The sequence below is a fragment of the Stieleria tagensis genome (genome assembly GCF_024129865.1).
GTDB classification, from domain to species: domain Bacteria; phylum Planctomycetota; class Planctomycetia; order Pirellulales; family Pirellulaceae; genus Stieleria; species Stieleria tagensis.
The window spans coordinates 1-26,549 of record NZ_JAMYFE010000145.1; the positions used below are offsets into that span (position 1 = coordinate 1).

The 26,549-nt window shown below is 56.8% G+C and carries 14 protein-coding genes; 6 read left to right on the plus strand and 8 right to left on the minus strand.

The window, feature by feature from the left end:
- Nucleotides 1-97: 97 nt before the first annotated feature.
- From katG to NHH03_RS26600, 8 genes are all read right to left on the minus strand, one after another.
- Nucleotides 98-2,446, minus strand: a complete 2,349-nt coding sequence (gene katG / locus NHH03_RS26565; protein ID WP_261364477.1) for a catalase/peroxidase HPI — start codon at nt 2,444-2,446, stop codon at nt 98-100.
- A gap of 544 nt (nt 2,447-2,990) precedes the next feature.
- Nucleotides 2,991-4,076 (minus strand): hypothetical protein, encoded by a 1,086-nt coding sequence (locus tag NHH03_RS26570; protein ID WP_253161385.1) that lies wholly within the window; start codon nt 4,074-4,076, stop codon nt 2,991-2,993.
- Nucleotides 4,077-4,139: 63 nt separating this feature from the next.
- Nucleotides 4,140-5,513 carry a hypothetical protein gene (locus tag NHH03_RS26575; RefSeq protein WP_253161386.1) on the minus strand — a complete coding sequence of 458 codons (1,374 nt, stop codon included), beginning with the start codon at nt 5,511-5,513 and terminating at the stop codon, nt 4,140-4,142.
- Nucleotides 5,514-5,871: 358 nt separating this feature from the next.
- Complete coding sequence (locus tag NHH03_RS26580) at nt 5,872-8,214, minus strand: polyketide synthase (RefSeq protein ID WP_253161387.1); 2,343 nt, start codon at nt 8,212-8,214, stop codon at nt 5,872-5,874.
- A 30-nt stretch (nt 8,215-8,244) separates the two neighbouring features.
- On the minus strand, nt 8,245-11,049 hold the full coding sequence (locus NHH03_RS26585; RefSeq protein WP_253161388.1) for a VWA domain-containing protein: 2,805 nt from the start codon (nt 11,047-11,049) through the stop codon (nt 8,245-8,247).
- Nucleotides 11,046-13,514, minus strand: a complete 2,469-nt coding sequence (locus NHH03_RS26590) for a BatA domain-containing protein (RefSeq protein WP_253161389.1) — start codon at nt 13,512-13,514, stop codon at nt 11,046-11,048. The genes NHH03_RS26585 and NHH03_RS26590 overlap by 4 nt, the downstream gene beginning before the upstream one ends.
- Before the next feature lie 15 nt (nt 13,515-13,529).
- The gene (locus tag NHH03_RS26595; RefSeq protein ID WP_253161398.1) at nt 13,530-14,411 is read right to left on the minus strand and encodes a DUF58 domain-containing protein; all 882 of its coding nucleotides are present in this window, start codon (nt 14,409-14,411) and stop codon (nt 13,530-13,532) included.
- Entirely contained in the window at nt 14,401-15,489 is a 1,089-nt protein-coding gene (locus NHH03_RS26600; protein ID WP_253161390.1) for an AAA family ATPase, read from the minus strand. The genes NHH03_RS26595 and NHH03_RS26600 overlap by 11 nt, the downstream gene beginning before the upstream one ends.
- A 312-nt stretch (nt 15,490-15,801) precedes the next feature.
- On the opposite strand from NHH03_RS26600, the gene NHH03_RS26605 reads away from it, so the two are divergent.
- The 6 genes from NHH03_RS26605 to NHH03_RS26630 all read left to right on the plus strand — a co-directional run.
- Complete coding sequence (locus NHH03_RS26605) at nt 15,802-18,519, plus strand: tetratricopeptide repeat protein (protein ID WP_253161391.1); 2,718 nt, start codon at nt 15,802-15,804, stop codon at nt 18,517-18,519.
- Complete coding sequence (locus NHH03_RS26610) at nt 18,516-19,346, plus strand: DUF4159 domain-containing protein (RefSeq protein ID WP_253161392.1); 831 nt, start codon at nt 18,516-18,518, stop codon at nt 19,344-19,346. Before NHH03_RS26605 ends, NHH03_RS26610 begins: the two co-directional genes overlap by 4 nt.
- Nucleotides 19,347-19,396: 50 nt before the next feature.
- The gene (locus NHH03_RS26615) at nt 19,397-20,386 is read left to right on the plus strand and encodes an AAA family ATPase (RefSeq protein ID WP_253161393.1); all 990 of its coding nucleotides are present in this window, start codon (nt 19,397-19,399) and stop codon (nt 20,384-20,386) included.
- The gene (locus tag NHH03_RS26620) at nt 20,383-21,339 is read left to right on the plus strand and encodes a DUF58 domain-containing protein (RefSeq protein WP_253161394.1); all 957 of its coding nucleotides are present in this window, start codon (nt 20,383-20,385) and stop codon (nt 21,337-21,339) included. Before NHH03_RS26615 ends, NHH03_RS26620 begins: the two co-directional genes overlap by 4 nt.
- The gene (locus tag NHH03_RS26625) at nt 21,336-23,492 is read left to right on the plus strand and encodes a BatA domain-containing protein (RefSeq protein WP_253161395.1); all 2,157 of its coding nucleotides are present in this window, start codon (nt 21,336-21,338) and stop codon (nt 23,490-23,492) included. Before NHH03_RS26620 ends, NHH03_RS26625 begins: the two co-directional genes overlap by 4 nt.
- 7 nt (nt 23,493-23,499) lie before the next feature.
- On the plus strand, nt 23,500-26,549 hold a 3,050-nt coding region (locus tag NHH03_RS26630; RefSeq protein ID WP_253161396.1), incomplete at its 3' end, for a hypothetical protein.

A 26,549-nucleotide genomic window follows, 5' to 3' on the forward strand; every position in this document is an offset into this window, starting at 1 on the left:
AAATGGACCGGCAAATTGCCGCTTCGATCTCTTCACTCTCCCGCGGGGCGGGCGAGTGAATCACGAAAACGCTGGCTTCATATCATCTCAGCCAGACTCAATTGAGATCAAAGCGATCCAGATTCATCACTTTGTCCCAGGCAGCGACAAAGTCATCGACGAATTTTTGTTTCGCGTCTTCACTGGCATAAACTTCCGAGATCGCACGCAGTTGGGAATTTGATCCGAATACCAAGTCCACCGAACTGGCGCGCCATTTGACGTCCCCCGATTCGCGCGAGCGACCTTCGTAGAAGTGCTCGCAGATCGGGGACTTTTGCCACACCGTATCCATGTCCAACAGGTTCACAAAGAAATCGTTGGTCAAGGTTTGTGGTTGTTTGGTGAAAAGCCCAAGTTTCAGATCGTCCGCATTGGTGTCTAAGACTCGCATCCCACCGATGAGAACAGCCATTTCCGGCGCGGTCAGAGTGAGCAGGCTGGCGCGATCAATCAACAACTCTGGGGCGGGTCGATCCAGTTTGTGACCGTAGTGATTGCGGAAACCGTCTGTGGTGGGTTCCAGCACGTCAAAGGCCTCCGCATCGGTTTGTTCGTCGGTGGCGTCGGTGCGCCCCGGGGAGAACGGCACTTGAACAGCGTGACCGCCATCCTTGGCTGCTTTTTCAACCGCCGCGCAACCGCCCAGCACAATCAAATCCGCCAACGAAACTTGTTTGCCATCGGTCTGCGCGTCATTAAAATCCTGTTGAATTGATTCCAGCGTTTCCAGCACCTCGGTCAGTTGATCCGGCTGATTGACTTCCCAATCTTTCTGGGGCGCCAATCGAATGCGTGCGCCATTGGCTCCACCGCGTTTGTCGCTGCCGCGAAAGGTGGACGCCGAAGCCCATGCCGTTTCGACCAATTGCGAAACCGACAGTCCCGAATCGAGTAACTTGGTTTTTAGATCCGCGATGTCGTCGTCGTTGACCAACGGATGATCCACTGCGGGCACAGGGTCTTGCCACAACTGTGGTTCGGCCACCCAAGGCCCCAAGCAGCGTGACACGGGGCCCATGTCACGGTGAGTCAGCTTGTACCAGGCGTTGGCAAACGCTTTCTCAAACTCTTTTGGGTTTTCGTGAAAGCGTTTTGAAATCGGCCCGTAGATAGGATCGACTTTCAGCGCCAGGTCGGTGGTGAACATCATCGGCGCGTGTGACTTGGACGAGTCGTGAGCATCGGGAACCGTTCCTGCGCCGCCGCCGTTCTTCGGCGTCCACTGCGAAGCGCCGGCCGGACTTTTGGTCAATTCCCATTCAAATCCAAACAGGTTTTCAAAGTAGTCGTGTGACCAGGCTGCCGGCGTCGATGTCCAAGCGCCTTCCAACCCACTGGTGATGGTGTCCGCTGCATTGCCCGTTCCAAAACTATTTTTCCAGCCCAGCCCTTGTTCTTCCAACGAAGCGCCTTCGGGTTCGGGGCCGACATGTTCGCCGGGATCAGCAGCACCATGGGCTTTGCCAAGTGTGTGGCCGCCCGCGATCAACGCGACTGTTTCTTCATCGTTCATCGCCATCCGGCCAAACGTCGCTCGAATGTCTTTGGCGGCGGCCAGCGGGTCCGGTTTGCCGTTGGGACCTTCCGGATTGACGTAGATCAGTCCCATCTGAACCGCGGCGAGCGGGTTATCCAATTGGCGATCACCGCTGTAACGTTTGTCGCCCAGCCATGTCGTTTCAGGCCCCCAATTGATATCAAGTTGCGGTTCCCAGACATCTTCGCGACCGCCGGCATAACCAATGGTTTCCAACCCCATCGATTCGAGTGCACAGTTGCCGGTCAGGACCATCAGGTCGGCCCAGGAGATTTTTTTGCCGTACTTTTGTTTGATCGGCCAAAGCAATCGACGCGCCTTGTCCAGGCTGGCATTGTCAGGCCAGCTGTTGAGCGGCGCAAAGCGTTGTGTGCCATAACCGGCCCCACCCCGTCCGTCGGCGACACGGTACGTCCCCGCACTGTGCCAAGCCATCCGAATAAAAAGTGGCCCATAGTGACCATAGTCGGCCGGCCACCAATCCTGTGACGTCGTCATCAACTCGTTGATGTCTTTCTTGACGGCGTCTAAATCCAGTTCGTTGAATGCTGCCGCATAATCAAATTCTTCCCCCATCGGATTACTTTTGAGGGAATTCTGGTGAAGAATCTGTAGATTCAACTGGTTCGGCCACCAGTCGCCGTTGGAGTACACACCGGCCGCTGTGCTTCTTGCCGATGCGTCTGCCACCGGCCCCATCACAGGACACTGGGCGGCGGGTGGTGCTTTCTCCTTGGACGCTTGCTCGGGAGTCGAGTCTTGGGCGGACAGGTTTTGGGCGGACAGGTTTTGGGCGGACAGCGAAGTCGCGATGCACAGCACGGCCATGCCGCTGATCGCACGAGCGAAGCGAGATGTTGGGGACATGATCTCTCCTGAAATTGCGGGGTAAACGCGACGCACACGACGAGAATTGGCGAGTCGGCTACCTAGAAGTATGACTAACTGGCTAGCCAATAAGTGGCAGCTGTCAGCGATTTTGCCGCATTGCAGACGAAATCCAACGTCAGTCGCCTTTCGTCCAACGTCAGAGAGCAACCGGAACGCATTGAATAAAGCGAACGGATTCCCAAGACACAGGTGCTGTCGCAACCCGACACGCCAGTGTAGAAGCCAGCGCTTTGATGGTAACCCGAAGCGTGAGCGAGGGATTTAGGGTGTCAGCGGGATCCCTCGCTGACCCGCTTGTTGATTAAATTGTCATGGCATCGGTTAAACGATCAGCCGTTGAACGCTAGCTCACGGTTCCTGGTGAATCGCATTGCAAAGCCCAAGGAACCGGACGCTAGCGCGTGCCGGCTGATTCCATCAACAGCCCGTGACGCGTCGGGTTACCAAAGACCAATGCCTGACGCGAAAGCGCACTTCAAAATACAAACCGACGGGAGCGGCCGGCCGATCGGTCGGGCATTCAGCCGTCCGTGGCGCGTTTGCGAAAGTAGGCTTCGATGGCGTCACGATAATGTGTCGGTAGATCACGACTAATTTTCTGTAACGCTTCTTTCCGTTCGGCCGGCGGCAGATTGCCCCAGCGATCTTTGTCGTCCAGGTTTTTCTTCTTGACGTTGCCGTCGCCGCTGCCGCCAGCGATCTGGCTGTCCTGCATCGGGGAGGACTGACCATCGGAGCCACCGCCGCCGCTGCTGCCCCCGCCACCCTGTTGTTGTTGCTGTTGTTGCTGCTGCTGTTCTTCTAGCTTGTCGATCAACTTGGACAGTTTGTCGATGATCTTCTGTTCCTGACCTTCCACTTTTTCGCCGCTGCGTCCCAATTCCAACCGTCGGGAAACATCGGTCATCAACCGAGAAATCTCATCCAACGAGTCCTCTTTTAATGGCTTGATATCGGCAACCATCAATTTGGCAACCCGCGAAAAACGCGTCGGGCAATCCGCTTCGTTCTCTAACAACAGACGCAGATCCGACAACGCCTCCTGTTTCATCAACAATGCGTGATAGCAGGCGCCGCGATAGAACAACGAGGCTGCCGGGTCGATCGAGAGTGCCGGGTCGACTTCGGCAATCACCGGCAGAGCTTCGTCGTACAGACGTGAGCGGACCAGCGCGCGTCCCAACCAAGTTCGAACGGTCATTCGGATCGGTTTCGGTAGCGATTCAATCTCCGCGTAATCCTCGGCCGACGGGTCGATGCTCGCTGCTGCTGCGACAGGATCGGTTTCAGCCATCTCGGCGAGACGTTGAACCGAATCGGTCAAACTGCCAACCGCGTCGACAAACGCGTCGATGGGGTCCCGGTCGTTTTGTTCCAGATCAGCACGAAACTGGATCGATGCCTGATCGATTAACGACGGCAGAACTCCGTACTCATCCAGCGACCCCCGCAAGACCGTCGACATTTGTTCGCCATCGAGCGCATTCCAGACGCGCTCGCTTTCAAGTGACTGATCGGCCGATACGGGAGCGGTCGGCAGCAGGCATACGCTCGCTAGCAGCGTTGCAACACCGAGGGCACAACCACTCATACTCGGTCGTAGCATGCCGGGCCGCCGAAAAGTGCGTCGAAATCGAATCACTGCGCATCCGCCTATGTATGGAGTCAGTTACTTGTTGCGTTGCATCACCAAGTCGCGTGTTATTTTGTACAACCGTGCCTGGCGATCAGACAAGTTCTTTAGCAGAGGAAGCAAGTCCTGTGCCGAAGTGTCATCCGATTGTAGTAGTCCTGAGTAACGTTGTGTCGTCGATTTGATTCGCGTTTCCATGGTGCGAATCAATTTTAGCTCAGAAATGGCCCCCACAAGCGGTTGCTCCTGAGGCTCGCCCGCCTGTTGTTGGCCACTTTTTCCTTGTTGCTTCTGCTTTTCTAAGTCCGCTTGAGCCTGCTGTAACGCCTGAATCATTTCTTCGATGGCGGCAAGGACATCTTGTTGAATGCCCTGTGTGACGGCATCAATTTGGGTTTTGCCTAAACGTTGAGCAATGCGATCGCTGTCGTCGCGAATTTGCGCCACGACTTCGGGGAATGCCACACTGGAGCCTTCTTCTCGCAACAACAGCATGGCCCGATCCGCCTCGACCGTGATTTTTTTCTGTTCAAACGAGAGGTCACCGGCCTTGAGATCGGTTTGACGGTTCCGTTGGGTCTGGGGCGTCGCTGCCAATTCGACGGTGTCGTCGATCATTTTAGACTGCATCGCTGCCATCTTCTTCAGACGACTCTCCAGTCTCGCAAGTTCCCGCTGCATTTCCTCCTCGCGCAACTGGCGAAGAATTTGTTCCAGTTCATCGATTGCCTGACGCAAATTCTCCTCGGCCGCCAATTGCTGCTCCACCGCTTCGTCACGCTTTGAATTCTCAAGCTCCTTTTCCGCCTGCTGCATCCGCTCGACAGCTTTCTGCAACTGCTTTTCAGCCTGCTGCTGTGGCGTCGGTGGTGGCCCAGATTGGCTCTGCTGCCCTTCACCGTCCTTCGCTTCGCCGTCCTTCGCTTCGCCGTCCTTTGCTTCGCCGTCCTTTGCTTCGCCGTCCTTTGCTTCACCGTCCTTCGCTTCACCGTCCTTTGCTTCACCGTCCTTCGCTTCACCGTCCTTCGCTTCACCGTCCTTTGCTTCGCCGTCCTTTGCTTCGCCGTCCTTTGCTTCACCGTCCTTCGCTTCACCGTCCTTCGCTTCACCGTCCTTCGCTTCACCGTCCTTCGCTTCACCGTCCTTTGCTTCGCTGTCCTTCGCTTCCCCAAATTCTTCGCGATTGTCTTCTGCGAGTTGTTCCTTGAGCTTCTCGCCTCGATCGCCGATCGATTGTTGTTCGTCTTTCAACTGTCCCATTTCAGAACCGTTTTCTGTCCGAGCACGTGTGCTGCGCTGCGCACGTTCAATCCGCTTGAGATCCTTGATCATCTCGGCCACACGCTTCTTTTCATCCCGGATTCGGTTGGCACGATCCTCGCTGGTCAGCAGTTTGAGGATCTCGGCCAAACCCTGGCTAGCGGCGTCTTGGTTGGAAACGGCATCCGCAAACTTTTCACTGCGAATCGCTTCGCTAGCATTTTGCAATTGCTGCAGCACGAACTTTTCGCGTGACTGTTTGGCAGCCTGCCGCAGCAGCGCGGCGCGCTCGGGGTTCTCCGCTGCCTCGACATCCGCCAGACGCAGCAGGAGTTCTTCCAGACGTTGGTAGCGTTCGGCGACGCCATTTTGGCGCAGTACCAAATCAGGTTCTTGGGCGACCGCGGGAACGAAAGGGAACAGCGAGACCACCAGGATGATCAAGCAACCGAGCGTCCGGCGTCCGGTACCAGGTTTGTTGAGGGGCTTCATCACTGTATTCCGATGACTATTTAAACAGATCTCGAACTCGATTCTTACGTTCCTGCTGGGTGTCCTCTTTCAGCTGATCTTGATCTTGAATCAGCCCCCGCACCAGGTCGAGTAATTCATTGTAGCTTTCCAAGTCCAGCATTTTTTCCAGAACCGCCGTCAATTCCAGCAGCACGTTGTCGACCGTTTCGATGGCTAATTTCGTCTGTTCCAACGCCTTGGGCGGATCCTCCACCGATTGTTCGACCGCTCGCAGTTGGCGATTCAAGTCGCTGATCGAAACATCAACGATCCGTCGCAAAGGATCGCGGACGCCCAATCCCAATCGTTCCTGACGGTCTTTGGAATCGACACGGTTGTTCACCATCTCCTGTAGCATATCGTCCAACGACTCCGCGATTCCGGTTAATTCCTCTGCGGTCTTACTTGCTTGCAAAGAACTTTGCTGAACCCGTAATCGCATGATCTGAATCTGGCGAAGTTGGCTTTGTTCGGACGATTCCCCTGGTTCCTCGCTCTCGGAGATCGCAAACCGGTCGGATCGGAACCCGACCAGCTGTTCTTTCAGTCCCTGAGTTTCGGTCACGGTTTGTTCCAGCCGAGTCCGCAGCCCCAGTTCACGGCGTTCGAGCAACGAGAGCAATTCCTCAGGGGTGACAATCTGTAGCCGATAAATTTCACTGGTCGTCTGGTGTCGCCCGTCCAAATCGTATCCATCATGGGCTTCGCCGAAAACATTGATCGCACCGCCTGGCTGCAGGGCTTTGATTTGGCCGGAATTGGTCAGGTCGCGCAAATCCACAAGCGTGGTGGCTTTCCCGTCTCGATCCGGCTGCATTTTCACCGAGATGGTTTGATTCGGTTGGGGACTGTCCGATGAGTCAGCATCGGTCGATTCTTCGCCGGCGTCCGGGGCGCTGGGGGCGACAAAGGCGTTCAACGCGGTCACGCCGTAGTCGTCGCTGACGTCGCACTGGATCGGCAACCGAGCGATGGGAGTCACAGCGGATTGAATTCCATTTAACCGCAAGGTGACCGAGGGAGGTTCATCTTGAATGGCCCCCAGAAAGTACCGAAACGGCGATTGGGCGCTGATGCCGTCGGCGTCGGAGGGAACCAGCCGAATGGCAGTGGGGCTGCGAAATGAATCCAGGTTGAGCTGTACCTTGGTGCGATCCTCCGAATAGGTCAGCCCCTGGACGACTTGCTCCGATCCATCCGCTTCCAGAACCGCATCAACCTGGCCCAATGGCAAACTGGACTGGGCTTCCAGCGTGATGCGACTGCCTTCGCTGATCCGCAGGCCGGCTTGATAGGGCGTTTGCAAATCAGTTTCGCTGTTAGAGGCTGGGTCACGCAAATAATCTGGGTAGCGAACATTCACATCCATCGCCACCAACATCGGTGGCTCGACGGCTTCGATCTGGTAGTCGACCAATCGATCGTCCAACCCCTGAATTGAAAATGTAAACGATTCGCTGAGGTTGCTCAGCGGTGGTCCGTCCAGCACGAACGCCTGGTATCCGTCACGTTCACGACCGACGCGGCGCATGTTGGACTGTCCACGCAACCCGTCAGCGGTTTCATAATAGACGGTGCACAACGAGGGGACTTCGGCGCCGTCGGCAACGGCATTGATCCGTAGCGTCGCGCTGCTGCCTTTGGGTAAACGTATCGCGTGATCGACAAACTCGATACGTTTCAGTTCGGGGTCTTCGGTCATCGATGCGGTGATTTGAGGCAGATCCACACCCACCATTTCCAGCTTGGCCCGCCGTGGCCAGCGCGCGTCCGAGAACAGCGTCAATCGAGCTGCGGCGCGAGCGAATGCGCTGGGGCTGTACAACGCAAACACCACTGCCAACAACAGCAGTGGACCGGCAATCGCCGCTTTTCGAATCAACGGTTGGGTCCGAAACACTTTTGCCGGATCGACTTCGTCCACGGCCTCGGACGCTTCACGGTGCACCATCCGCAACAGATCCGGTGAATGCGAATCGCCACTGCGTCCGGGCCGCGTCAATTCAACCGCAGTGATCAGACGTCCGCCAAGCCGGGGGTAATGGCGTTCGATCAATAGCGCCAAACTGTCGTCCGGCAACGGCCGTTGCAGCCGCGCGATCAGCATGCGGGCGATGATCCAAACCACCGCAGCGCCGACGACGACCAGCAGGATGCCGCGTGCCAGGCGTGGCATTTCACTGCCGCCCAGCAACACAGGAACGTAGTCGACCAACAGTCCCAACCAGAACGCCGCCAAAATCAACGCGATCAATGCCAGCGCGGAATCCAAAACTACGTAGCGACGAACCCGTTCGCGCAGTGATTGGAGTAGCGTTTGGAGTTCAGGATCAAGCATATTTAGGTGGTGTTGTCGGGGTGAACCGTCTTAGGCCAGTCGATGGAGGCGACGGATGACCCATTCCATTGTCAGCACACTGGCGATCAACCACAACAGCGTTGCGTTGCGCCGTTGATTGAAAATTGAATCCGGTGTGCCCGGTAGAATTGTGGTTTGCGGCTGGGGAAGCAGGGTTTCATTGATCTGGCCGACCAACAGTTGGTTCGTCACTTCGGGGTCGGCTTTCCAGTATCGACCGCCGGTTGTCGTCGCCAGTTCCAACAGTTCTTCGTCGTTTCGGCGGGGCCGTTCCAGTTCGATCGTTGGCAATCGCACCTGCACATTCTGGCGGAACAGTTCTTCGCTAAGCGCATCGCCGAGCGTCAGACGCAACTCGTGGTTGCCGGCTTCTCGAACCACAAATCGACCACTGTAGGTCCCCGCCCGCGTTTCCCCTTCAACCGGGGTCAAGCGGACATCGTCGATCCGGCCACTGGGCGTCAACAATTTTGCTTTGACCTCTGGCACCGTCAGCGGTTCGAACTGTTCGTCGGTCAACACCGCGCGAACAGTGATCGAATCGCCGACCATGGCGCGCGGATTGTCGACCAACAGCACACCGCGATTGCTGTCACGCATCAGCCGGCCTTCGCTGACCCAACGAACCAGTTTTGTGTAGTAACTGTCGAAATAGGCATCGCTCTCACGACGCATCCGCCACATTTCGCCGCTGCCTTGAAAGTAGACTCGCCCGGCCCCATAGAATTGACTGGCCAGATAGACCGGCAACGTGTCACCGATGCGGCTGGTCGGATCGGAGAAATACGCATAGACCTTGGCGACCGGTTTGGCGGCTTTGACGCCGACGTAGTCATACACACCGCCGAACGAATCCCAAGCTTCGAAACTGCTTGCCGGATCGTCGGTGACCCACAAGAATTCCGCACGCCGCGCTTCGGGGGTGAATTCCAACGGCCAAGCCGTCTCGCCGCCTTGACGCCCCGATCCCGCCATCAACCCGCGACTGGAAAACGTGACCGGAAAAAATCCGGCAATCCGTGCGACACGTGGATCGGTGCGCAACCGCAGCCAACGGGAGTGATAAACGGGCCCACCGACCAGAATCAACCCACCGGCCTGGGAGGAAATCCAGCGGTCGAGCAATTCCAACGATTCCGCCGGTATCGCTGTCCAATCTGGATCGAACATCGCGATTGCGTCATATTCGAAAAGCTCCGCCGCAGTGCTGGGGAACTGCGTCAACAATTCGTCCGCATCTTGGCTGATCCCGGGTTGGCCGGTCTGCAACCACGTATCGAGTCGAATCGATTTTTCGCGGTACAGCAGGTTGCGAACAAAGCGATACTCGCGGGTCGGCCCCCCTGCAATCGTCAACACACGCAACTTGCGCGCGACGACTTCGTAACGAGCATCGCGAAGGTTGTCTTTTTCGTTCTGGTCGGCTTTCGGTGGAATCACACGAATGGCCAATCGACGTCGCCCCACGGATTCCGGTTCCAATTCAAATTTGACACCGGCGAGTGTGCCGTCACCGGCGATCTGGACCGTTTGGGAATCGATCACCTCGGTCGGCAGGTTGGCCGAATTGGTGCCATCGGGCTGTGTCGTATCGAGGCCATCCAACAGTTCCACGGTGACATCGAGCGGTTTACCGCCGGTCCCTTGCAACACCGCGGCGATCGCAAATTTGTCATTCGGGTAAACGCGTTTGGGAGCATCCAGATCGACGACGCGAACATTCGTCGGCGGTTGGCTGCTGCCCAGCCCGATCGGATAGACCGCGACTTCGCTGCGCCGCGCGGTTGCCATCGCCGATCCGACATTGGTGCCGCCATTGTTTTGACCATCGGTCATCACCACAATTCCCGCCAGCGTTGTCGGATCGTGACTGGCCAAGATCGTGGTGATCGCGTCACCGATCCGACTTTGTGAGGCTGATGCCGCCACCGCTTCGCTCCAGTCCAACACTTTGATCGACTCGGGCGTGTCCGGCTGTTCGGCCGATTCCGAATCGACCGATTCGGTCACCTCCTTCGCTGGCGCCAGCCCGACCAACGATGCCAATGTGCGAGTCGACTGCACGCAATAAGATCCACCGCACAGCAGAATCCCGGCGCACAATGTGGCCGCGGTGGCTGCCAGCAACCATCCCAGCCGTTCTTGGGAACCGTCGGCTTTGGCTTCTCCGCCACCGGTCATCAAACCGCCAACCAACAGCGATGCGATCGACAATGCGGCGGCCAATCCAACCAGAATCAGCCCGAATACGGCAACCATTGAAATCGCTGGATCGCCGGTCGTCTGGCCCGAATCGTCGGCTGCCGTATCGGCCGAGCCGACGCCCGCTGGCATGCCGCCACGCGATTCCAACAACTGTGGCTCCGCGGCGTCGCCGAATCCATACACGTTGACGCGATGTTGCTTGGCAAGGTCGTCCAGCAGTTCATGATCCGCCAGCAGAGCAGCGGCGCGCTGGGCCCGTGTCTGGCTGCCGATCTGATCGGATTCTGCCAACGACATACTTTGGCTGGTGTCGACCAACACCACGACTTCGCTGGGGCGAGTGATTTCGCGCTGGGTGCGTCGTTGAAAATCAAAGAAGAAAAACACCAGCCCGATGATCGTCACCAGCCGCAGCGCGATCAACGTCAACGAAACCGAACGTGACAGTTCGGCCGTGTCGCGGCGGTAAAAACGAATGCAGCCGAACACGACCAGACCCAATGAAACCACCAGCAGGGCCCACCACCACCAACCACTAATGGTGGCAGCACGCGCAAATTCATAGACCGTTTTTTGCGTCGCGGTCGATTGTGTAATGGTTTCGGTCACGCGTGTCGCCCTCCCATGCTGGTCGCTGCGGCGTTGAGCCCAAATGATGACCGCGTTCTGGCACCACCTTCGGGGTTGGAACGCGATCCAAGTGCGGCTGTATCACTTCGCCCGTGATAGCTCGCCCAATAGGCCAGTGCCTGTTCAGCGGCCAGCAACAATCCCAGGATCGCCAATAGCATCAATCCGATACTGGAACTGCCGGCCAATTGGTTTTCCTGTGTCCAATCTGTGCTCGATACAAAACGGACTTCAACCGGCAACATCCCACGCTGGATTTCAGCGGCATCGGCCCGTTCCAGATCGCCTTCACCGCCAGCAATCGTGCGTGCCGCCGGGATGACTTCACCCCCGCCGTCGGCTCCCAGCAATCCCCATTCAAAAATTCCGGGGCGCAGCAAGTCGTCTACATTGGATTCGCTGGCGATCAGCTGATCGACCGGGTCCAATACCAGCGTGGCCCTGTCGGCTTGGGCACCGTCGCCGGTCGCCGCAGTGATCTCCATCGCGACACGCGGTGGCGATGTTGCCGAGGGCACCAATTTGACCTCCGGGAAATAGTCCCGCGTCGAAAATCCCTGACGCAGTGGCTGGTCGACTTGATGAAAGGTTGTGGCGGATGCCCCGCTCCATAGCCGGGCGTTGGACAACAACATGAACGGGACAAAGGTCGGATCACCGGCCCAGTTTGTCCAATCCGGATCCAATCCACACAGCACCGTGACCACCGTGCCGGCGCCCGAGACATGTTCGGTGACCAATGGCACGCCATCGCGACGTTTCAATACATCGCGGTAACGCGCCGATTCGGTTTCGCTCTCATTCTCGGGAACGATCACTTCGGGGACTGACGGTCCGGACTGATCGGTGTCCAGAAGCGTCCAACCCTTGGCAACGCCGATCATCGACAGCGAGGCATCGCCGGCGCTGCGTAGTGGATCCAGCAAGGTGTCTTCATCACCGAACAAAACGTCGCCGGTTTTGTCGCCGCCAACTGCGACCTCGCTGATCTTGTCTAGCGGCGCGGGCAGTAAATGTCGGCCTTGATTTAACAAGACTCGGTTGTACGAATCGGCGTGGACCGAATCGCCCAGGAACCATGCCACGCCACCGCCCTGCCGCACGTACTGGTCGAGTGCCGCGGCCGCCGAATCTGTGATCTCCGGCAGATTCACCAAATAGACAGCGCGATAGGCCGCCAAGGTTTCGAGTGTGGCACTGCGCAGAAAGGCCGGCTGTTTAATATCCGGGACCGCACCGATGCGGACTTGACTGCCTGGATCCAAGACCGCGGCAATCGTGTAGGCACCGGCTTCCTCCAAATTCGAATCGATCACCAACACACGTTCGACGTCCGATAGCGGCAATGTACAGGTGCGGGTGTTGTCGACCTGCAAGGCGTCGGCCGGCAATTCGACTTCGATCGCGTGAGTCCCCGTCTCGTTGACAAACACTTGAAAGGATTTGGTGATCTGGGCCCCGGGGGCCAGTGATTCGATGATCAGCCCCGGCAAGGTGTCGATCACACCACTCACGCGGCGTGACGGATCCACCGCGTTGACCGATTCGCCATAGCGAATGACGCGACAGGCCAGCGTGACGTTCTTGACCGGGGTCGAGCTATAGTTTTTTACCGTCGCGCGAACCACCACTGGAACGCCAGCGACCCACACGTCTTGCACGGGCGACAGATCCGTAACGGCCAAATTACGCTCGGGTCTTTCGGCGCAATCGATCATTCGAATTTGAGTCTTGCCGCCAGAGAATTTCCGCATCGATTCTGCCAAACGCTCGGTCGCCGCCCAATCGCGGGCACGAAAATCACTGGCGAGATAGACGTAGCGCTGGTCGGCGGAAGTTGACGTGGCAAGTTCACCCGCCAGATCCAGGGCCGGAACCAAATCGGTTCGAATCGGTGATGCATCGGTCGCCATCACGCGAGCGATCAGTCCGCTGTCGCTGGTGATCGTTTGCGCCGACAGGTCTGCTGCGGCGTCGCCCGAATCGCTGCCGCCCTGGATTGCCAATGCCGCGCGACTGGCACGCATCACCGTCAACTGGTGATTGCCGTCATCACTGGCCAAGCGATGTGTCAATTGTTGCAGCGCTGCTAGGGCGCGATTGTAGGCGGTGGTTTCACCGCCACCGCTGGCATCGCCCATCGAATAGCTGTCGTCCAAGATCACGATGTGATGGGTCGTTTGACCGCCGAGCACGCCCAGGATTCGACGTCCGCCGGTCCACCCACATAGCAACGCGACCAACACCGCTGCGATCGCCAAACGCGACAGCAGCAACAGCAATTGCCGCAATCGCACCCATTTTTTCTGTTTGCGATAACTGGCCAGCAAAAAATCCATCGCCGCCCAGCGTCGTCGCCGGTGCCGCAGCATGTTGATTAAATGGACCAACAGCGGTACGGCAACAAATGCGAAACCGGCCAGCAGTGCGGGGTACAAGAACATCGTGTGGTGGTCTCCTTACCGACGCAATTTGGGAAGCGAGACACGATGCGACAGGAATTTGGCCAACAGCGCATCGAGCGGTTCGCTGGTACGAACCTGGATGTAGTCGATCGACAGCCGACCACAGGCTTTGCGTGTCGATGCCAAAAATTCATCGAGCGCGGCCAGGTAGCCCTCTCGCAGTGCTCTCGGATTGCAGTTCAACAGATCGTCGCTTTCCAAGCCTTCGAATCGCGTCGCACCGTTGAACGGAAAATCGATCTCGTCATCGTGCAGCACATGAAACAGCGCCACGTCGTGACCGCGTGCACGCAAAACACGCAACCCTTCGACCAGCGAATCGACACCCAACAAATCCGAGATGATGATGATCAACCCACGCCGCGGCAGCGCCTGGCCCACCTGTTTGGCCACTTTGACCAAATCGGTCGGGCCGTCTGCGCCAATCTGTTCCAGCATCGACAGGATACGGACAAGCTGTTGTTGATTGCTTTTGGCCGGCACCGTGTCGCGGACCGCGGTGTCAAACGTGACTAAACCGCAGGCGTCTTTTTGCCGCAGTGCAAGGTAAGCCAACGAAGCAGCGATCGACGCGGAAAAATCGAATTTGTTTGATTCGCCATCGCCATAGGACATGCTGGCGCTGCGATCGACCAGCAGGGTCAACCGCAGATTGGTTTCTTCTTCGTATTGTTTGATGTGCAATCGGTCTTGCCGCGCATACACCTTCCAATCGATGTGACGTATTTCATCACCGGTGTGGTACTGGCGGTGTTGCAGAAACTCGATCGATTGGCCGAAGTACGGGCTGCGGTGCATTCCCGACAGGAATCCTTCCACGACGCGACGTGCCGTCAATTCCAATCGACGAATCCGCTGCGTGACTTCAGGACGCAAATATTTTTTGGAATCGGGCATCACGCGATAGCTCGTCTTCGGTTGTCGGTGTCGCCGCCACGATGCGATCGATCACATTGTCACTGGTCACGCCGTCGCTTTCGGCGGCAAAATTGACAACCATCCGGTGACGCAGCACGGGTTTGGCCAATTGTTGAATGTCCTCGATCGAAACATGGAAGCGGCCTTCCAGAAGTGCCCGTGCCTTGCCGCCCAGAATCAAGAACTGAACCGCCCGTGGACCGGCACCCCAGCCGACTAACTCGTCGACAAAATCCGGCACGCCTTCATCGCCGACACGTGTCTGGCGGACCAGCGACAGCGCGTACCGAACCACGTGGTCACTGACCGGCACCCGTCGAACCAAATCCTGCAGACGAATGATGTCTTCGGCATTCAGCACGGCTTGCACCGTGTCAGTTTGCGTTCCGGTGGTCCGCCGCGCCACCTCAAACTCGTCGTCAAAACTGGGGTAGCTGACGAAAATCTTGAACATGAACCGATCCTGCTGGGCTTCCGGCAGGGGGTAGGTGCCTTCCTGTTCGATCGGGTTTTGCGTCGCCAAGACGAAAAACGGATTGGGCAATGTGTGCTGCGTCCGGCCGACCGTGACCTGGCGTTCCTGCATCGCTTCCAGCAGCGCGGCCTGCGTCTTGGGCGGCGTCCGGTTGATTTCGTCAGCCAAAATGATGTTGGAAAACAACGGGCCTTCCATAAATCGAAACCCCCGGTGACCGGTCGATCGATCCTCTTCGATGATTTCCGTGCCGGTGACATCGGCGGGCATCAAGTCGGGAGTGAACTGGACACGTGAGAATTCCAGGTCCATGGTCTGCGCCAGAGTGCTGATCATCAGCGTCTTTGCAAGCCCCGGAACCCCTTCGAGCAACACATGACCGCGACTGAAAAGCCCAATCATGATCTCGTCGATCACTTCTTGTTGACCGACAATGACTTTGCCCAGTTCCTGAGCAATTTGCTTTTTGGCGTCATTCAAACGTGCCGCATCGGCCGCTGATAGCTCACCTGATTCGGAGTGATTGTTGCCCGATGTATTTCCAGCTTCCTCGACCGACATGTCCAATGCGTTCTCACAATCAAGAGGTGTCGTGCTTCCAGAACCGTTACAGGATACCAGCCAAGCCACCCCCGGGATATAGGATCGAAGCCAGGGGACAGCGACGCCAGGGGGGGACGGGGACTGAGGGCAGTCACAAACCCATCGGGGTAATCCAAGGGTAGCCCAGGCATGCTGCACAGGGATTGTTCGGAATCGAGCGAAACGATTTGCCCTGCCGGGTGATTCAATGGGAAGTGACATCTGCGGTGTCCCGGTCCGCTACAATTCATTGTCGTCGCTTTGCTGTCCTACCTACTGATGCCTACCGCCGTGATACGAACTCGCGTCCCGATCGCCGTTTCAACCGCTGCGCTACGTCCTGCATTGATCGCCGCGACAATGCTGTTTTGTGTCATCGCGCCCTTCGCCGGCAACAACCAAGTTGCTGCCGCGAATTTTGTCGAAGCGGAACAAATGTTTCGCAGCGGCAAGATCGACGCCGCCGAGGCGATCGCAAGTGCCGAAGTCGAGCGTGGGATCTGGAACCGTCGCTGGTCCGAATTGCTGATCCAATGCCAACTTGCTACGGGACAATACGAATCCGCGCTGGAAACCTACGATGCCGCACTGAAACGGTACCCCACCAGTTTGCCGCTGCGGGTGCTCGGTGTCGAAGTCACCCAGTACAACGGGCTGCCCGATCGAACGGCGAGCGAAAAAGCGATGATCGATCGCTATCTGCAAACCGGGCAACTGCGTTTCGCCACAGTGGACACTTTGATCGCCGCCGGGCGTTTTTTCTCCCAGCACGGAATTGATGCGCGTGTGATTTTGAAATCGTTCTACGATCGCGTGCTCGAATCGGACCCCCGAAATCTCGAAGCCATGATCGCGACCGCGGAACTGGCCGTCAGCAAAGGCGATTTCAAAGTCGCGGCGGAAACCGTCCGAACGGCAAAACAGCGTGAATTAGAAGATGCCCGGCTGGATTACCTGTTGGCGCTTTCATTGCAGGGAACCAATCCGCCGGCTGCCAACGAGTCGCTCAATCGGGCGCTAACGCTGAACCCCACCTACACGCCGGCACTGATTCTAAAAGCCGAAAAGCGAATCGACCGCGAAGACTACGCCGGCGCCGAGCAGACGATTCAGGTGATCTTGAAAACCAATCCTCAGCACCCGCTGGCCTTCGCCTTGCAAGCCGTCATGGCTCACCTGGCCGGCGACTTTGAACGTGAAAAAGAACTGCGTGCAAAAGCGCTCCAACATTGGTCGACCAATCCAGAGGTCGACCATTTGATCGGCCGTAAATTGTCGGACAAGTACCGTTTCGCAGAAGGCGCCCAATACCAACGTCTTGCATTGACGTTTGATCCGTCAAACATTCCTGCCACCTTTCAATTGGCTCAAGACCTATTGCGACTCGGTGATGACGATGTTGGTTGGAAACTGGCTGAACAAGTCAACGCCGAAGACCCGTATAACGTCGTCGCCTACAACTTGATGACGCTCAAGGACCGTGTCGACGGATTCGAAACGATTCGCACCGGCGACCCGGACCAACCCCTGGCCGGTGAAATTCTGATCCGGATGGATCCCCGCGAACGCCAGGTTTATGGCAACGCGGTGGTCGATTTGTTGAGCGAAGCCAAGCGACTGATGTGTGAAAAGTATGACTTGGTGCTGGATCGACCGGTGATTGTGGAAATTTTTCCCAAACAAAGTGACTTTGCGATTCGCACGTTTGGATTGCCCGGCGGCGAAGGTTTTTTGGGCGTTTGTTTTGGCCGAGTGATCACCGCCAACAGCCCCGCTTCACAGGGGGCACGCCCATCGAACTGGGAAAGTGTGCTGTGGCACGAATTTTGTCACGTCATCACGCTGACCAAATCCGGCAACCGGATGCCACGTTGGTTAAGCGAAGGGATCTCGGTGTACGAGGAACGATTGCGTGATCCGCGGTGGGGCCAATCGATGACCGCACAGTATCGCGAAATGATCTTGGGTGACGACTACACGCCCGTGTCACAGTTAAGCGGTGCGTTCCTTAACCCTCCATCACCGGCGCATCTGCAGTTCGCATACTACGAATCCTCGCTCGTGGTCCAGTTCTTGGTCGAACAGCATGGCATCGAAAAATTGAACGGCATCCTGATGTCCCTGGCCGATGGGATTCCGATGGCCGACGCGCTGGCGACCCATGTCGGATCGATCGATCGACTGGAAGTCGAATTTGCCGAATACGCTCAACAACTGGCCAATGAGTTTGGCGAGGGACTGGATTTCCAACGTCATGAATTGCCCGAGGACGCGCCGCACAAAGAAATCTTGGAGTGGGCGGCTGACCATCCTAATAACTATTGGGCGCGGATGACGCTGGGACGCAATCAATTACAGAACAACGAATTCCAGGCTGCCGCGGAACATTTTGAGTTTCTGAGGGGCAAAGGTGTTGCCACCGGCGGGCGCGACGGCGTGCTGGAATCGCTGGCACATTGCTACCGTGAATTGGACGATGAACCACAGGAACGCCAGACGCTGACGGAACTTTTTTCGCTTTCGGCCGATGCTTTGCCCAGTCTGGAACGTTTCATCCAAATGGAAACTCAGCAACAGCATTGGGAATCGGTGCTCCAATCAGCGAAACAAGCGATCGAAATCCAACCGTTCGCAGTGGGCATGCACCAGGCCATTGTGACCGCCTGCGATCGGCTTGATCAGCGAGAGATGGCGATCGATTCATTGCGTTCACTCGCCGCGATGGATCCGGTGGATGTCGCCGGCCTAAACTATCAGACGGCTCAATCGTTGGCGGCGGCCGAACAAGTGGAACAAGCCAAAGAACATCTGATTGACGCTCTGTTGTTGGCCCCACGCTATCGGGACGCCCACCACCTGCTGTTGGAATTGGAATCGGCAGAGTCGGTGGAGGAAACGGCGACGGAAACCGATCCGGCCGGGGACGCTGTGGAGGCGGAGGCTGTCGAAAACGAAGCAGACCAAGCGAATGCAGAAGTCGAAGACCAACCTGAGGAGACCGCTCAATGAATCGCCGTCGAATCGCAACCGTGAGTGTGTTGTTGGTCGCCACCTTGTTGGGACTGACGTCACTGACGCTCGCCCAATGGGGACGCCGTGGCCGCGCTCGCAGTATCGAAGAAGACCGACGGGGCGTGCCGGACTGGGAAGTCGATCGCCGCTTTCCCGGTGACCTGTTTACGTTCGCCCGCGTCCGCTACGACTCCTATGGCCGCGGTGGCGGCTGGCAAACCGACTACCCCGACAGCGACCTGAATTTTTCGCTGCGACTGCAACAACTGACCACGATCAAAGTCAATCCGGATCCGGTGATCGTCAATTTGACCGACGAAAATTTGTCGGATTACCCGTTCCTGTACATGATCGAACCGGGCGGGATTGCGCTGAGCGAACCGGAGGTATTGGCGCTACGACGTTACTGTGAAAACGGAGGTTTCTTGATGGTTGATGATTTCTGGGGCGACACGCAGTATCAAGATTTGGCATTTGAACTGGATCGTGTCTTCCCGAATCACAGACCCTTTGAGGTCCCCCTGGAACATGAAATTTTTCATAACGTTTACGATCTGAAACAAAAGCCACAGGTCCCTTCGATCAACGCCGCTGCCGGTGGCGTTTCGTATGAATGGTCGCGCGATGGCAGCGACACCACGGTGCCACACTATCTGGCCATCACCGATGACAAAGACCGGATCATGGTCTTTATCTGCCACAACACTGACCTGGGTGATGGCTGGGAACGCGAGGGTCAAAACGAAGATTACTTTCGCGAGTACTCCGTCAAGAAAGCCTACCCGATGGGCATCAATATCGTGACCTACGCCATGACCCATTAAAAACTTGCTGATACATCCAATGAATCCGACCTCAGGAGCAGACTCGATCAATGAATGACACCCCCTCAAACGTGGTCGATCAGATCCAAACGGCGCGCAAGAAGATCGTCGCCGAACTCTCGAAAACGATCGTCGGACAACACGACGTGATCGAACAGCTATTGGTCAGTCTGCTCGCCGGTGGACATTGCTTGATCACGGGGCCACCGGGGTTGGCAAAAACCTTGTTGGTTCGCAGCGTCGCCCAAGTCTTTCATCTGCAATTCAGTCGAATTCAATTCACGCCCGATTTGATGCCGGTCGACATCGTCGGCACCGAGATCTTGGAAGAATCCACCGACGGCCATCGTCGAATGAATTTTGTCAAAGGCCCGGTGTTTGCCAATGTGATTTTGGCGGACGAAATCAACCGTACGCCGCCTAAAACGCAGGCCGCGATGCTGGAAGCGATGCAGGAGCACCAGGTCACCGCAGCTGGCACACGCTACGTGCTGCCGGAACCGTTTTTTGTCCTGGCCACTCAAAATCCGATCGAAATGGAAGGCACCTATCCGTTGCCCGAAGCCCAGTTGGACCGGTTCCTGTTCAACGTGAAAATTGATTATCTGCCCGCTGCGGATGAATTGGAGGTGGTGCTGCGAACGACATCCAGTCAACCCGAAACGATCCAGCCGCTGTTCTCCGCCGAAGACGTCTTGCAGTTCCAACAATCGGTGCGTGAAGTCCCCATCGCCAGCCCGATCGCTGAGTATGCCGTCCGCTTGACCCAGACGACTCGTCCGGGGCGTGAGGAGTCTCCGGATTTCGTCAACGAATGGGTGGGATGGGGCGCCGGTACACGGGCGTCGCAAACCCTTGTGCTTGGTGCGAAAGCGCGCGCCCTGTTGTCCGGTCGGGCTCACGTTCAGACCGAAGACATCATCGCATTGACGCACCCGACGCTGCGGCATCGTGTGCTGCCGACTTACAAAGCCGAAGCGGAAGGTGTCACCATAGAACAGATTATCGACAAACTGATCGAAACGGTGCCCAAGCCATGAGCGGCAGCCTCCTCCAATCCAGTTCGACAACGCGTGCCAGTGTCGATCCCGATGCATTGATGCGGATCAAGAGTCTGAAGCTGCGTGCCAAGACGGTTGTCGAAGGATTCTTTTCGGGGTTGCATCGCAGTCCGACACACGGATCATCGATCGAGTTCAGTGAGTATCGAGCTTATGTTCCGGGTGACGACCTGCGCAATTTGGATTGGAAACTGTACGCCCGCAGCGATCGCTACTTCATTAAGAAATTTGAAGACGAAACCAATCGCCGCTGCTATTTGATTGTCGACCAAAGCCGTTCGATGGGCTACGGATCAATCGGCTACAGCAAGATGGAGTACGCGCGAACCGTCGCTGCGACGCTGGCCTATTATTTGACGTTGCAGCACGACGCCGTCGGTGTGCTGACGTTCGATGCCGACCTGGGAGATTTCTTGCCACCAAAACTCGGCGCCAAACAGTTTCACCAGATCTTGGTCGAACTCTCGCGGCCCGCCGAGGGAAAAGGCACCGACATCGAAGCACCGCTGCGACAAATCACTTCCTTGGTCCCGCGCCGCGGGCTGGTGGTGCTGATGAGCGATCTGCTGGCGCCACCAGAAATGTTGCGAAAACAACTCGCCGCACTGCGTGCTCGCGGACACGAAGTCGTCTTGCTGCGGATTGTCGATCCCGCGGAATTGGATCTGGGGATTGCCGATCCGGCAATGATTCAAGACGTTGAAACCGGCCGGCAGATCTACGTCGATCCTGCCGCAGCGAGGGCACGCTACACCGAACGTTTCACTCGGCATCGTCAGGACATCGCTGCGATTTGTGAATCAAACGGCGTCGGTTTTTACGAGCTGCTCACCAATATGCCGCTCGATCAAGCACTTTCACAATTGATCAACGCCCGCAATCAACTCGGGCAACGCGGACGACGCGCGACCGCCGGCGGAGGACGTCGATGAGTTTTTTAGCACCGTTGTATTTCCTGGCGGGACTAGCGATTGCCGGCCCAATCGTATTGCACCTGATTCGCCGCCAGCCCAAAAGCGAAGTCGAATTCAGTTCGCTAATGTTCCTCGACGCAACACCGCCCCGTTTGACACGCCGCAGTCGTTTGGAAAATTTGCCGCTGCTGTTGTTGCGTTGCGCTGCGATTCTGATGTTGGCATTCGCATTTGCCCGGCCGTTTTTGCCGATTCCACAATCCGACACCGTCGAGGGCGTCAAACAGGCTGTGGTTGTGTTGGTCGACCAGAGCGCCAGCATGAAACGCAGTGGTTTGTGGGATCAAGCCATTGAGAAAGCAAACCAGGTTCTGGATTCGGTAGATGATGAGACCTTGGTTTCGGTGATCGGCTTTGATACGACGTCCCACCCATCGTTGACACTCGAAGAATCCGCAGGCCTGACCTCCGCAACTCGAAAGGGCGCTGCCAAAGATGCGTTGGCGGAACTGAGTCCCACCTGGGCAGCAACCGACTTGGGAAATGCGATTCGGTTTGCTGCTGATCAAGCGGCGATGTTGGAACTAGGTGCCAAGACGGACGGCGACCAACCGATCGCTGACTCAGCCGTAGCGGCGGCCACCTTGCAGACCCGAATCGTTTTGTTGAGCGATCTGCAACAGGGAGCAGCAATTGAAACATTGCAAGGCTACCAATGGCCCGATCGAGTCTGGTTGGACGTGGAAACATTGCGGCCGAGCACACGCGGCAACGCGACGCTGCGTGTGATGCCCAGCGCCACGGCCAATCGAACGGACGAAATTGATTCTCCCGGCCGGGCGGCCACCGGAAAATCGGAATCGGTGCGTGTCCAGGTCTCGCAAAGTGACGATGGCGAACAATCGACGTTTCGATTGGCGGTCCAAGGCAGCGAAGACAATGCGAAAGTCGTTCAAGTCCCTCCCGGTCAAACCCGGTTTTTTGATCTGACGCTGCCACCGATCTCTGACACCAGTGAGTCAGCGACCCAAGCAGTCGTGGTGCGGCTGACGGGAGATCAAGATGATTTCGATAACGACGGCTACTTGATTCGTGCCAAACGCAATCAACAAACCGTACTCTTTTTCGAACCAAAATCAGCGTCAGCCAAACCCGATCAAGATGTTCGTGAAACGCTGTCGTTCTACGCCAAACAAGTTCCTTGGTCGGATTCGACACGCACCGTGACGTTGGACAGCGTGAATCTGGACACGGTGAACTCTGGTGTTCCTGACGGCGCGGCACTTTCGAAAACGATTTCCCCCGCAGCAACGCCACTGCTGATTTGTAGCAGACCACCGAGTGATCCCGACGCGATCGGTCGGTTGAAAGATTTTTTGAAATCCGGCGGACGAGTGTTGGTGGTGTTGGACCAAATGCCGGAACCCGATTCTATTGCAACGCTAGCGGACTGGCTCGACTCGCCACAGTTGGCTGTCACCCAGAGCGATCAGGCTGACTATGCGTTGATCGCCGGTGTGAATTTCCAAAGCCCTTTGATTGCTCCCCTTGCTGAACCTGGCGTCAACGATTTCAGCAGCATTCGAATTTGGCAACATCGCGAAATCGCCGGACTCAGTGATGACGTGGAAACCGTGCTCAAACTGGACAACGGTGCGCCCCTGTTGGTTTCGAAAACGTTCCCTGCGGCGGACATCCAGCAGCCAGCTGGAAAGCTCTGGGTCCTGTCGGCCGGCTGGCAGCCAGAGCAAAGTCAATTTGCGCTATCAACAAAATTCGTGCCGATTCTGTTGGGGATGTTAGGGAAAAATCGGCTGGTCGCGCCGGATTCATTACAAATCGGCGATCCGATCGAAGCAGACACATTCGCCTCCGAACCAGGTATCCAAACCTTGTCCGATGGCAGCAAGATCGCCGTCAATCTGAATTTAGATGAAAGCGACACCGGCCCGTCGGACTTGGATCGGCTAGCACAGTACGGCGCGGTGGTTTCGTCTCCGGCGTCTCGAGAGCAAGACAAAACCGCGATGCGAGCACTTCGCGACGTGGAGCTGGAATCAAAACAAGGCTGGTGGCAATGGTTGATACTGGCCACGCTGGGATTGATCGCGGCAGAAACATTTTGGGCGGGGCGCGACCGGCCGCTATCTCAGGGAAACGAAAACGAGTGAGATCAAAATGAGCAGTCACAACGAACCATTCGATTCGCGCCAAGGCATGGCGGACCGCCAACTGGCGCGGATCAAACGTGAAATGTCACATGTTGCCGGACGAACGCGATCAAAAACGTTTTGGTCTCTGTTGGCGGTCCTGGGCACCGTCGCAACACTTTTCTCATTGATGATCCGCGCGGCACAGCAGACCGGCCAAATTCCTGAACCAGCCGCCTGGGCAATGATCGGCGGGATGATCATTGCAATGGTGATCGTCTCGGCAATGCTGGCTCGTCAGATAGCAGGTGGCGCCCTCTCGACCGCCGAACAGATCGAAGACCATTTTCCGGGACTGGGCGAACGCCTGGTGACGACCGCAGATTTGACTCCCGAACAAACCAAATCGCCTCTCGCCCAGCACCTGATCGGCGAGACCCACGATCACTTTCGCTCACATCATTGGCAACAAGTCGTTTCAGCCGCATCACTGTGGACGTCACGGCTATTCGGAGCTGGCGCTTTAACCGCTGCCGTGGTGGTGCCGTTGATGCGTTTCCATTCCGACGACCACTCGCTGCCATCCGCTGCCGCGCTGTTGAATCCAACGCTGGACCAACAGGTCACCGTCTTGCCAGGCGATGTGGAACTGGAACGGGGAACCAGTCTGGTCGTCACCGCCGAGTTCAGTCAGAGCGCGCCGGAATCAGCGACTTTGGTGACGGAAGCGGCTGACCAGACGATCAATGAGTTGCCGATGAAGCGGAACTTGAAAGATCCCATCGTTGGCGGCTTTGTTTCCCAGGTCGACCAGTCAATGACCTACCACGTCGTCACGGACACCTGGTCTAGCGAACCGTACTCGGTGACCGTTTTTGAGTACCCGGAATTGATACGCAGCGATGCAGAATTGCGTTTCCCGCAATACACGAACATGACGCAGCGAAATGTCGAAGACACTTTCAAAGTCAGTGTCGTCGAAGGCACCGAGGTAACGTGGAAGTTGTTGTTGAACAAGCCGGTTGAAACCTGCCGCCTGACCGACGAAGACGGAATGATTTTGAACGGTAACCTGGTCACTTCGACTACTGATCCGTCGCAATCTGACTCGGTGAGCGCGCGCGTCACCTATCAAGTCAAAATGGTCGCTGAGAAATCAGCCCGCTACACGCTGGATCTGCAAGACGATGATGGCAGAGAAAACAAGTTCCCACCGGAACTGTCGATCAAAGTGTTGCCGAATAAGCCGCCCAAATTGAAGCTTGAAAAAGCTCGCGATCAAACGGTCTCGGCCCTACAAGAATTGCCACTGCGGGCCAACGTACGGGACGACTATGGCGTCATCAAATCGGGATTGACCTACACCATCGAAAACCGCCCCGAGGTGTCTGTGGAACTGGGGACCAGCCAGGGACGCAATGTCGATTCACCGCTGGAATATCTGTTGAACATGGAGGACTTGAAATCCAGTCCTGATGAATTGCTGACCTTCTATTTTTGGGCCGAAGACACCGGACCGGATGGGAAACCACGCCGCACCGAAAGCGATCTGTACTTTATCGACGTGCGTGCTTTTGAAGAGATTTTTTTAGAAGCAGACGCCCCCCAGTCGCCGCCGTCGCAAGGGCAACCGCAAAGCCAAGCTCAACAGCAAGCGGAAGAGTTGGCCAAACTTCAGAAGGAAATCATCACTGCCATTTGGAACCAGATTCGGCTCGAGTTCACCGGGAAAACACCCCTTTCGGAAGATATTCAAGTCATTTCCGATTCGCAAACGGACGCCATTGGCCAATTTGAAGAACTCGCCCAGGAACTGCAGGATCCCAAGTCGGTCAAGATCGGCCAAGCCGTGTTGCATTCGATGCAAGCCACGGTCAAAAACCTAAGCGAGAAAGATTTGCCAGAGAGTCGCGGCACCGCACAAGCCAGCTTCTCCGGTCTTCTGAAACTACGCTCGCGTGAATTTGAGATCTCTCGTCAACAACGCCAACAACAGCAAAGCGCCGGCGGCAGTGCCAGTCAAAATCGGCAACAGCAAATCGACGAACTGGAACTCGACGAGGAACAGAACCGCTATGAAACTCAGCAACAAGCCCAGCAGCAAACGGCCGAACAACAGGCCGCTTCGGAGGACCGCCAAGTCCTAAGCCGATTGCGTGAGTTGGCCAAACGCACGGAAGATCTGACCGAAGAACTGGCGAAACTGCAAACCGCACTTGAGCAGGCCGAAGACCCTGAAACGGAAGAACAGGTCCGTCGCCAGCTGGAACGACTGCGGGAACAGCAACAAGAATTGCTTCGGCTATCGGATGAACTGGAATCGCGAATGCGTTCGCCAGAAAACAGCGAGCGGATGAGTGAACAGGCGGACCAACTCCAAGAGTCGCGGGATGAACTGCGACAAGCCACCAAAGCGACCGAGGAAAATGACGCGTCCGCGGCACTCGCAGCCGGGCGCCGTGCCGAACGGCAATTGGATGAACTTCAAGAAGAATTCCGCCAGCGCGCCGCCGGCGCGTTCGACGAAACGTTGCGGCAAATGCAACGCGACGCCGAAACTCTGCAAAACGAACAGAAAAAGATCGGTGAATCCATGCGTGAACAGGTCGAAGACGCTGCACCCGGACTGCGGGGCGACGAACAAACGGCGGCTTCGCCCGAACAGCTGGAACAGCAGGCTCAGCGTTTTCGACAGCTGATGGAGCAAATGGAACAGACAGTCAAAGATGCTGACGAATCAGAACCATTGCTCGCCGAACGCCTCTACGACGGCTTTCGCCAAGCCGGTCGATCTCAGGCCGAGCGCCAACTCGAAAACGCCGCTGAACTTGTGCGGCGAGGATTCATGCCCCAGGCCGAACAATTCGAGCAGGAAGCCGCCAAGGGAATTGATCAATTGCGAGAGGACATCGATGAAGCCGCTGGTGCTGTACTGGGCGATGCGACCGAAGGATTGCGGCGCGCCTCCCAACGTCTTGAGCAGCTGACCGAGGGCGTCGAGCAAGAGTTGAATCAGCAGGCGCAACGTGAAGGCGAAGGACAACAGCCAGGCCAACCGCCAGGACAACAACCAGGACA

Excerpts from the sequence above, each read along its gene's own strand:
- katG (WP_261364477.1), bottom strand. The coding sequence starts at position 2,446 with ATGTCCCCAACATCTCGCTTCGCTCGTGCGATCAGCGGCATGGCCGTG.
- NHH03_RS26570 (WP_253161385.1), bottom strand. The coding sequence starts at position 4,076 with ATGCTACGACCGAGTATGAGTGGTTGTGCCCTCGGTGTTGCAACGCTG.
- NHH03_RS26580 (WP_253161387.1), bottom strand. The coding sequence starts at position 8,214 with ATGCTTGATCCTGAACTCCAAACGCTACTCCAATCACTGCGCGAACGG.
- NHH03_RS26590 (WP_253161389.1), bottom strand. The coding sequence starts at position 13,514 with ATGTTCTTGTACCCCGCACTGCTGGCCGGTTTCGCATTTGTTGCCGTA.
- NHH03_RS26600 (WP_253161390.1), bottom strand. The coding sequence starts at position 15,489 with ATGTCGGTCGAGGAAGCTGGAAATACATCGGGCAACAATCACTCCGAA.
- NHH03_RS26610 (WP_253161392.1), top strand. The coding sequence starts at position 18,516 with ATGAATCGCCGTCGAATCGCAACCGTGAGTGTGTTGTTGGTCGCCACC.
- NHH03_RS26615 (WP_253161393.1), top strand. The coding sequence starts at position 19,397 with ATGAATGACACCCCCTCAAACGTGGTCGATCAGATCCAAACGGCGCGC.
- NHH03_RS26620 (WP_253161394.1), top strand. The coding sequence starts at position 20,383 with ATGAGCGGCAGCCTCCTCCAATCCAGTTCGACAACGCGTGCCAGTGTC.
- NHH03_RS26625 (WP_253161395.1), top strand. The coding sequence starts at position 21,336 with ATGAGTTTTTTAGCACCGTTGTATTTCCTGGCGGGACTAGCGATTGCC.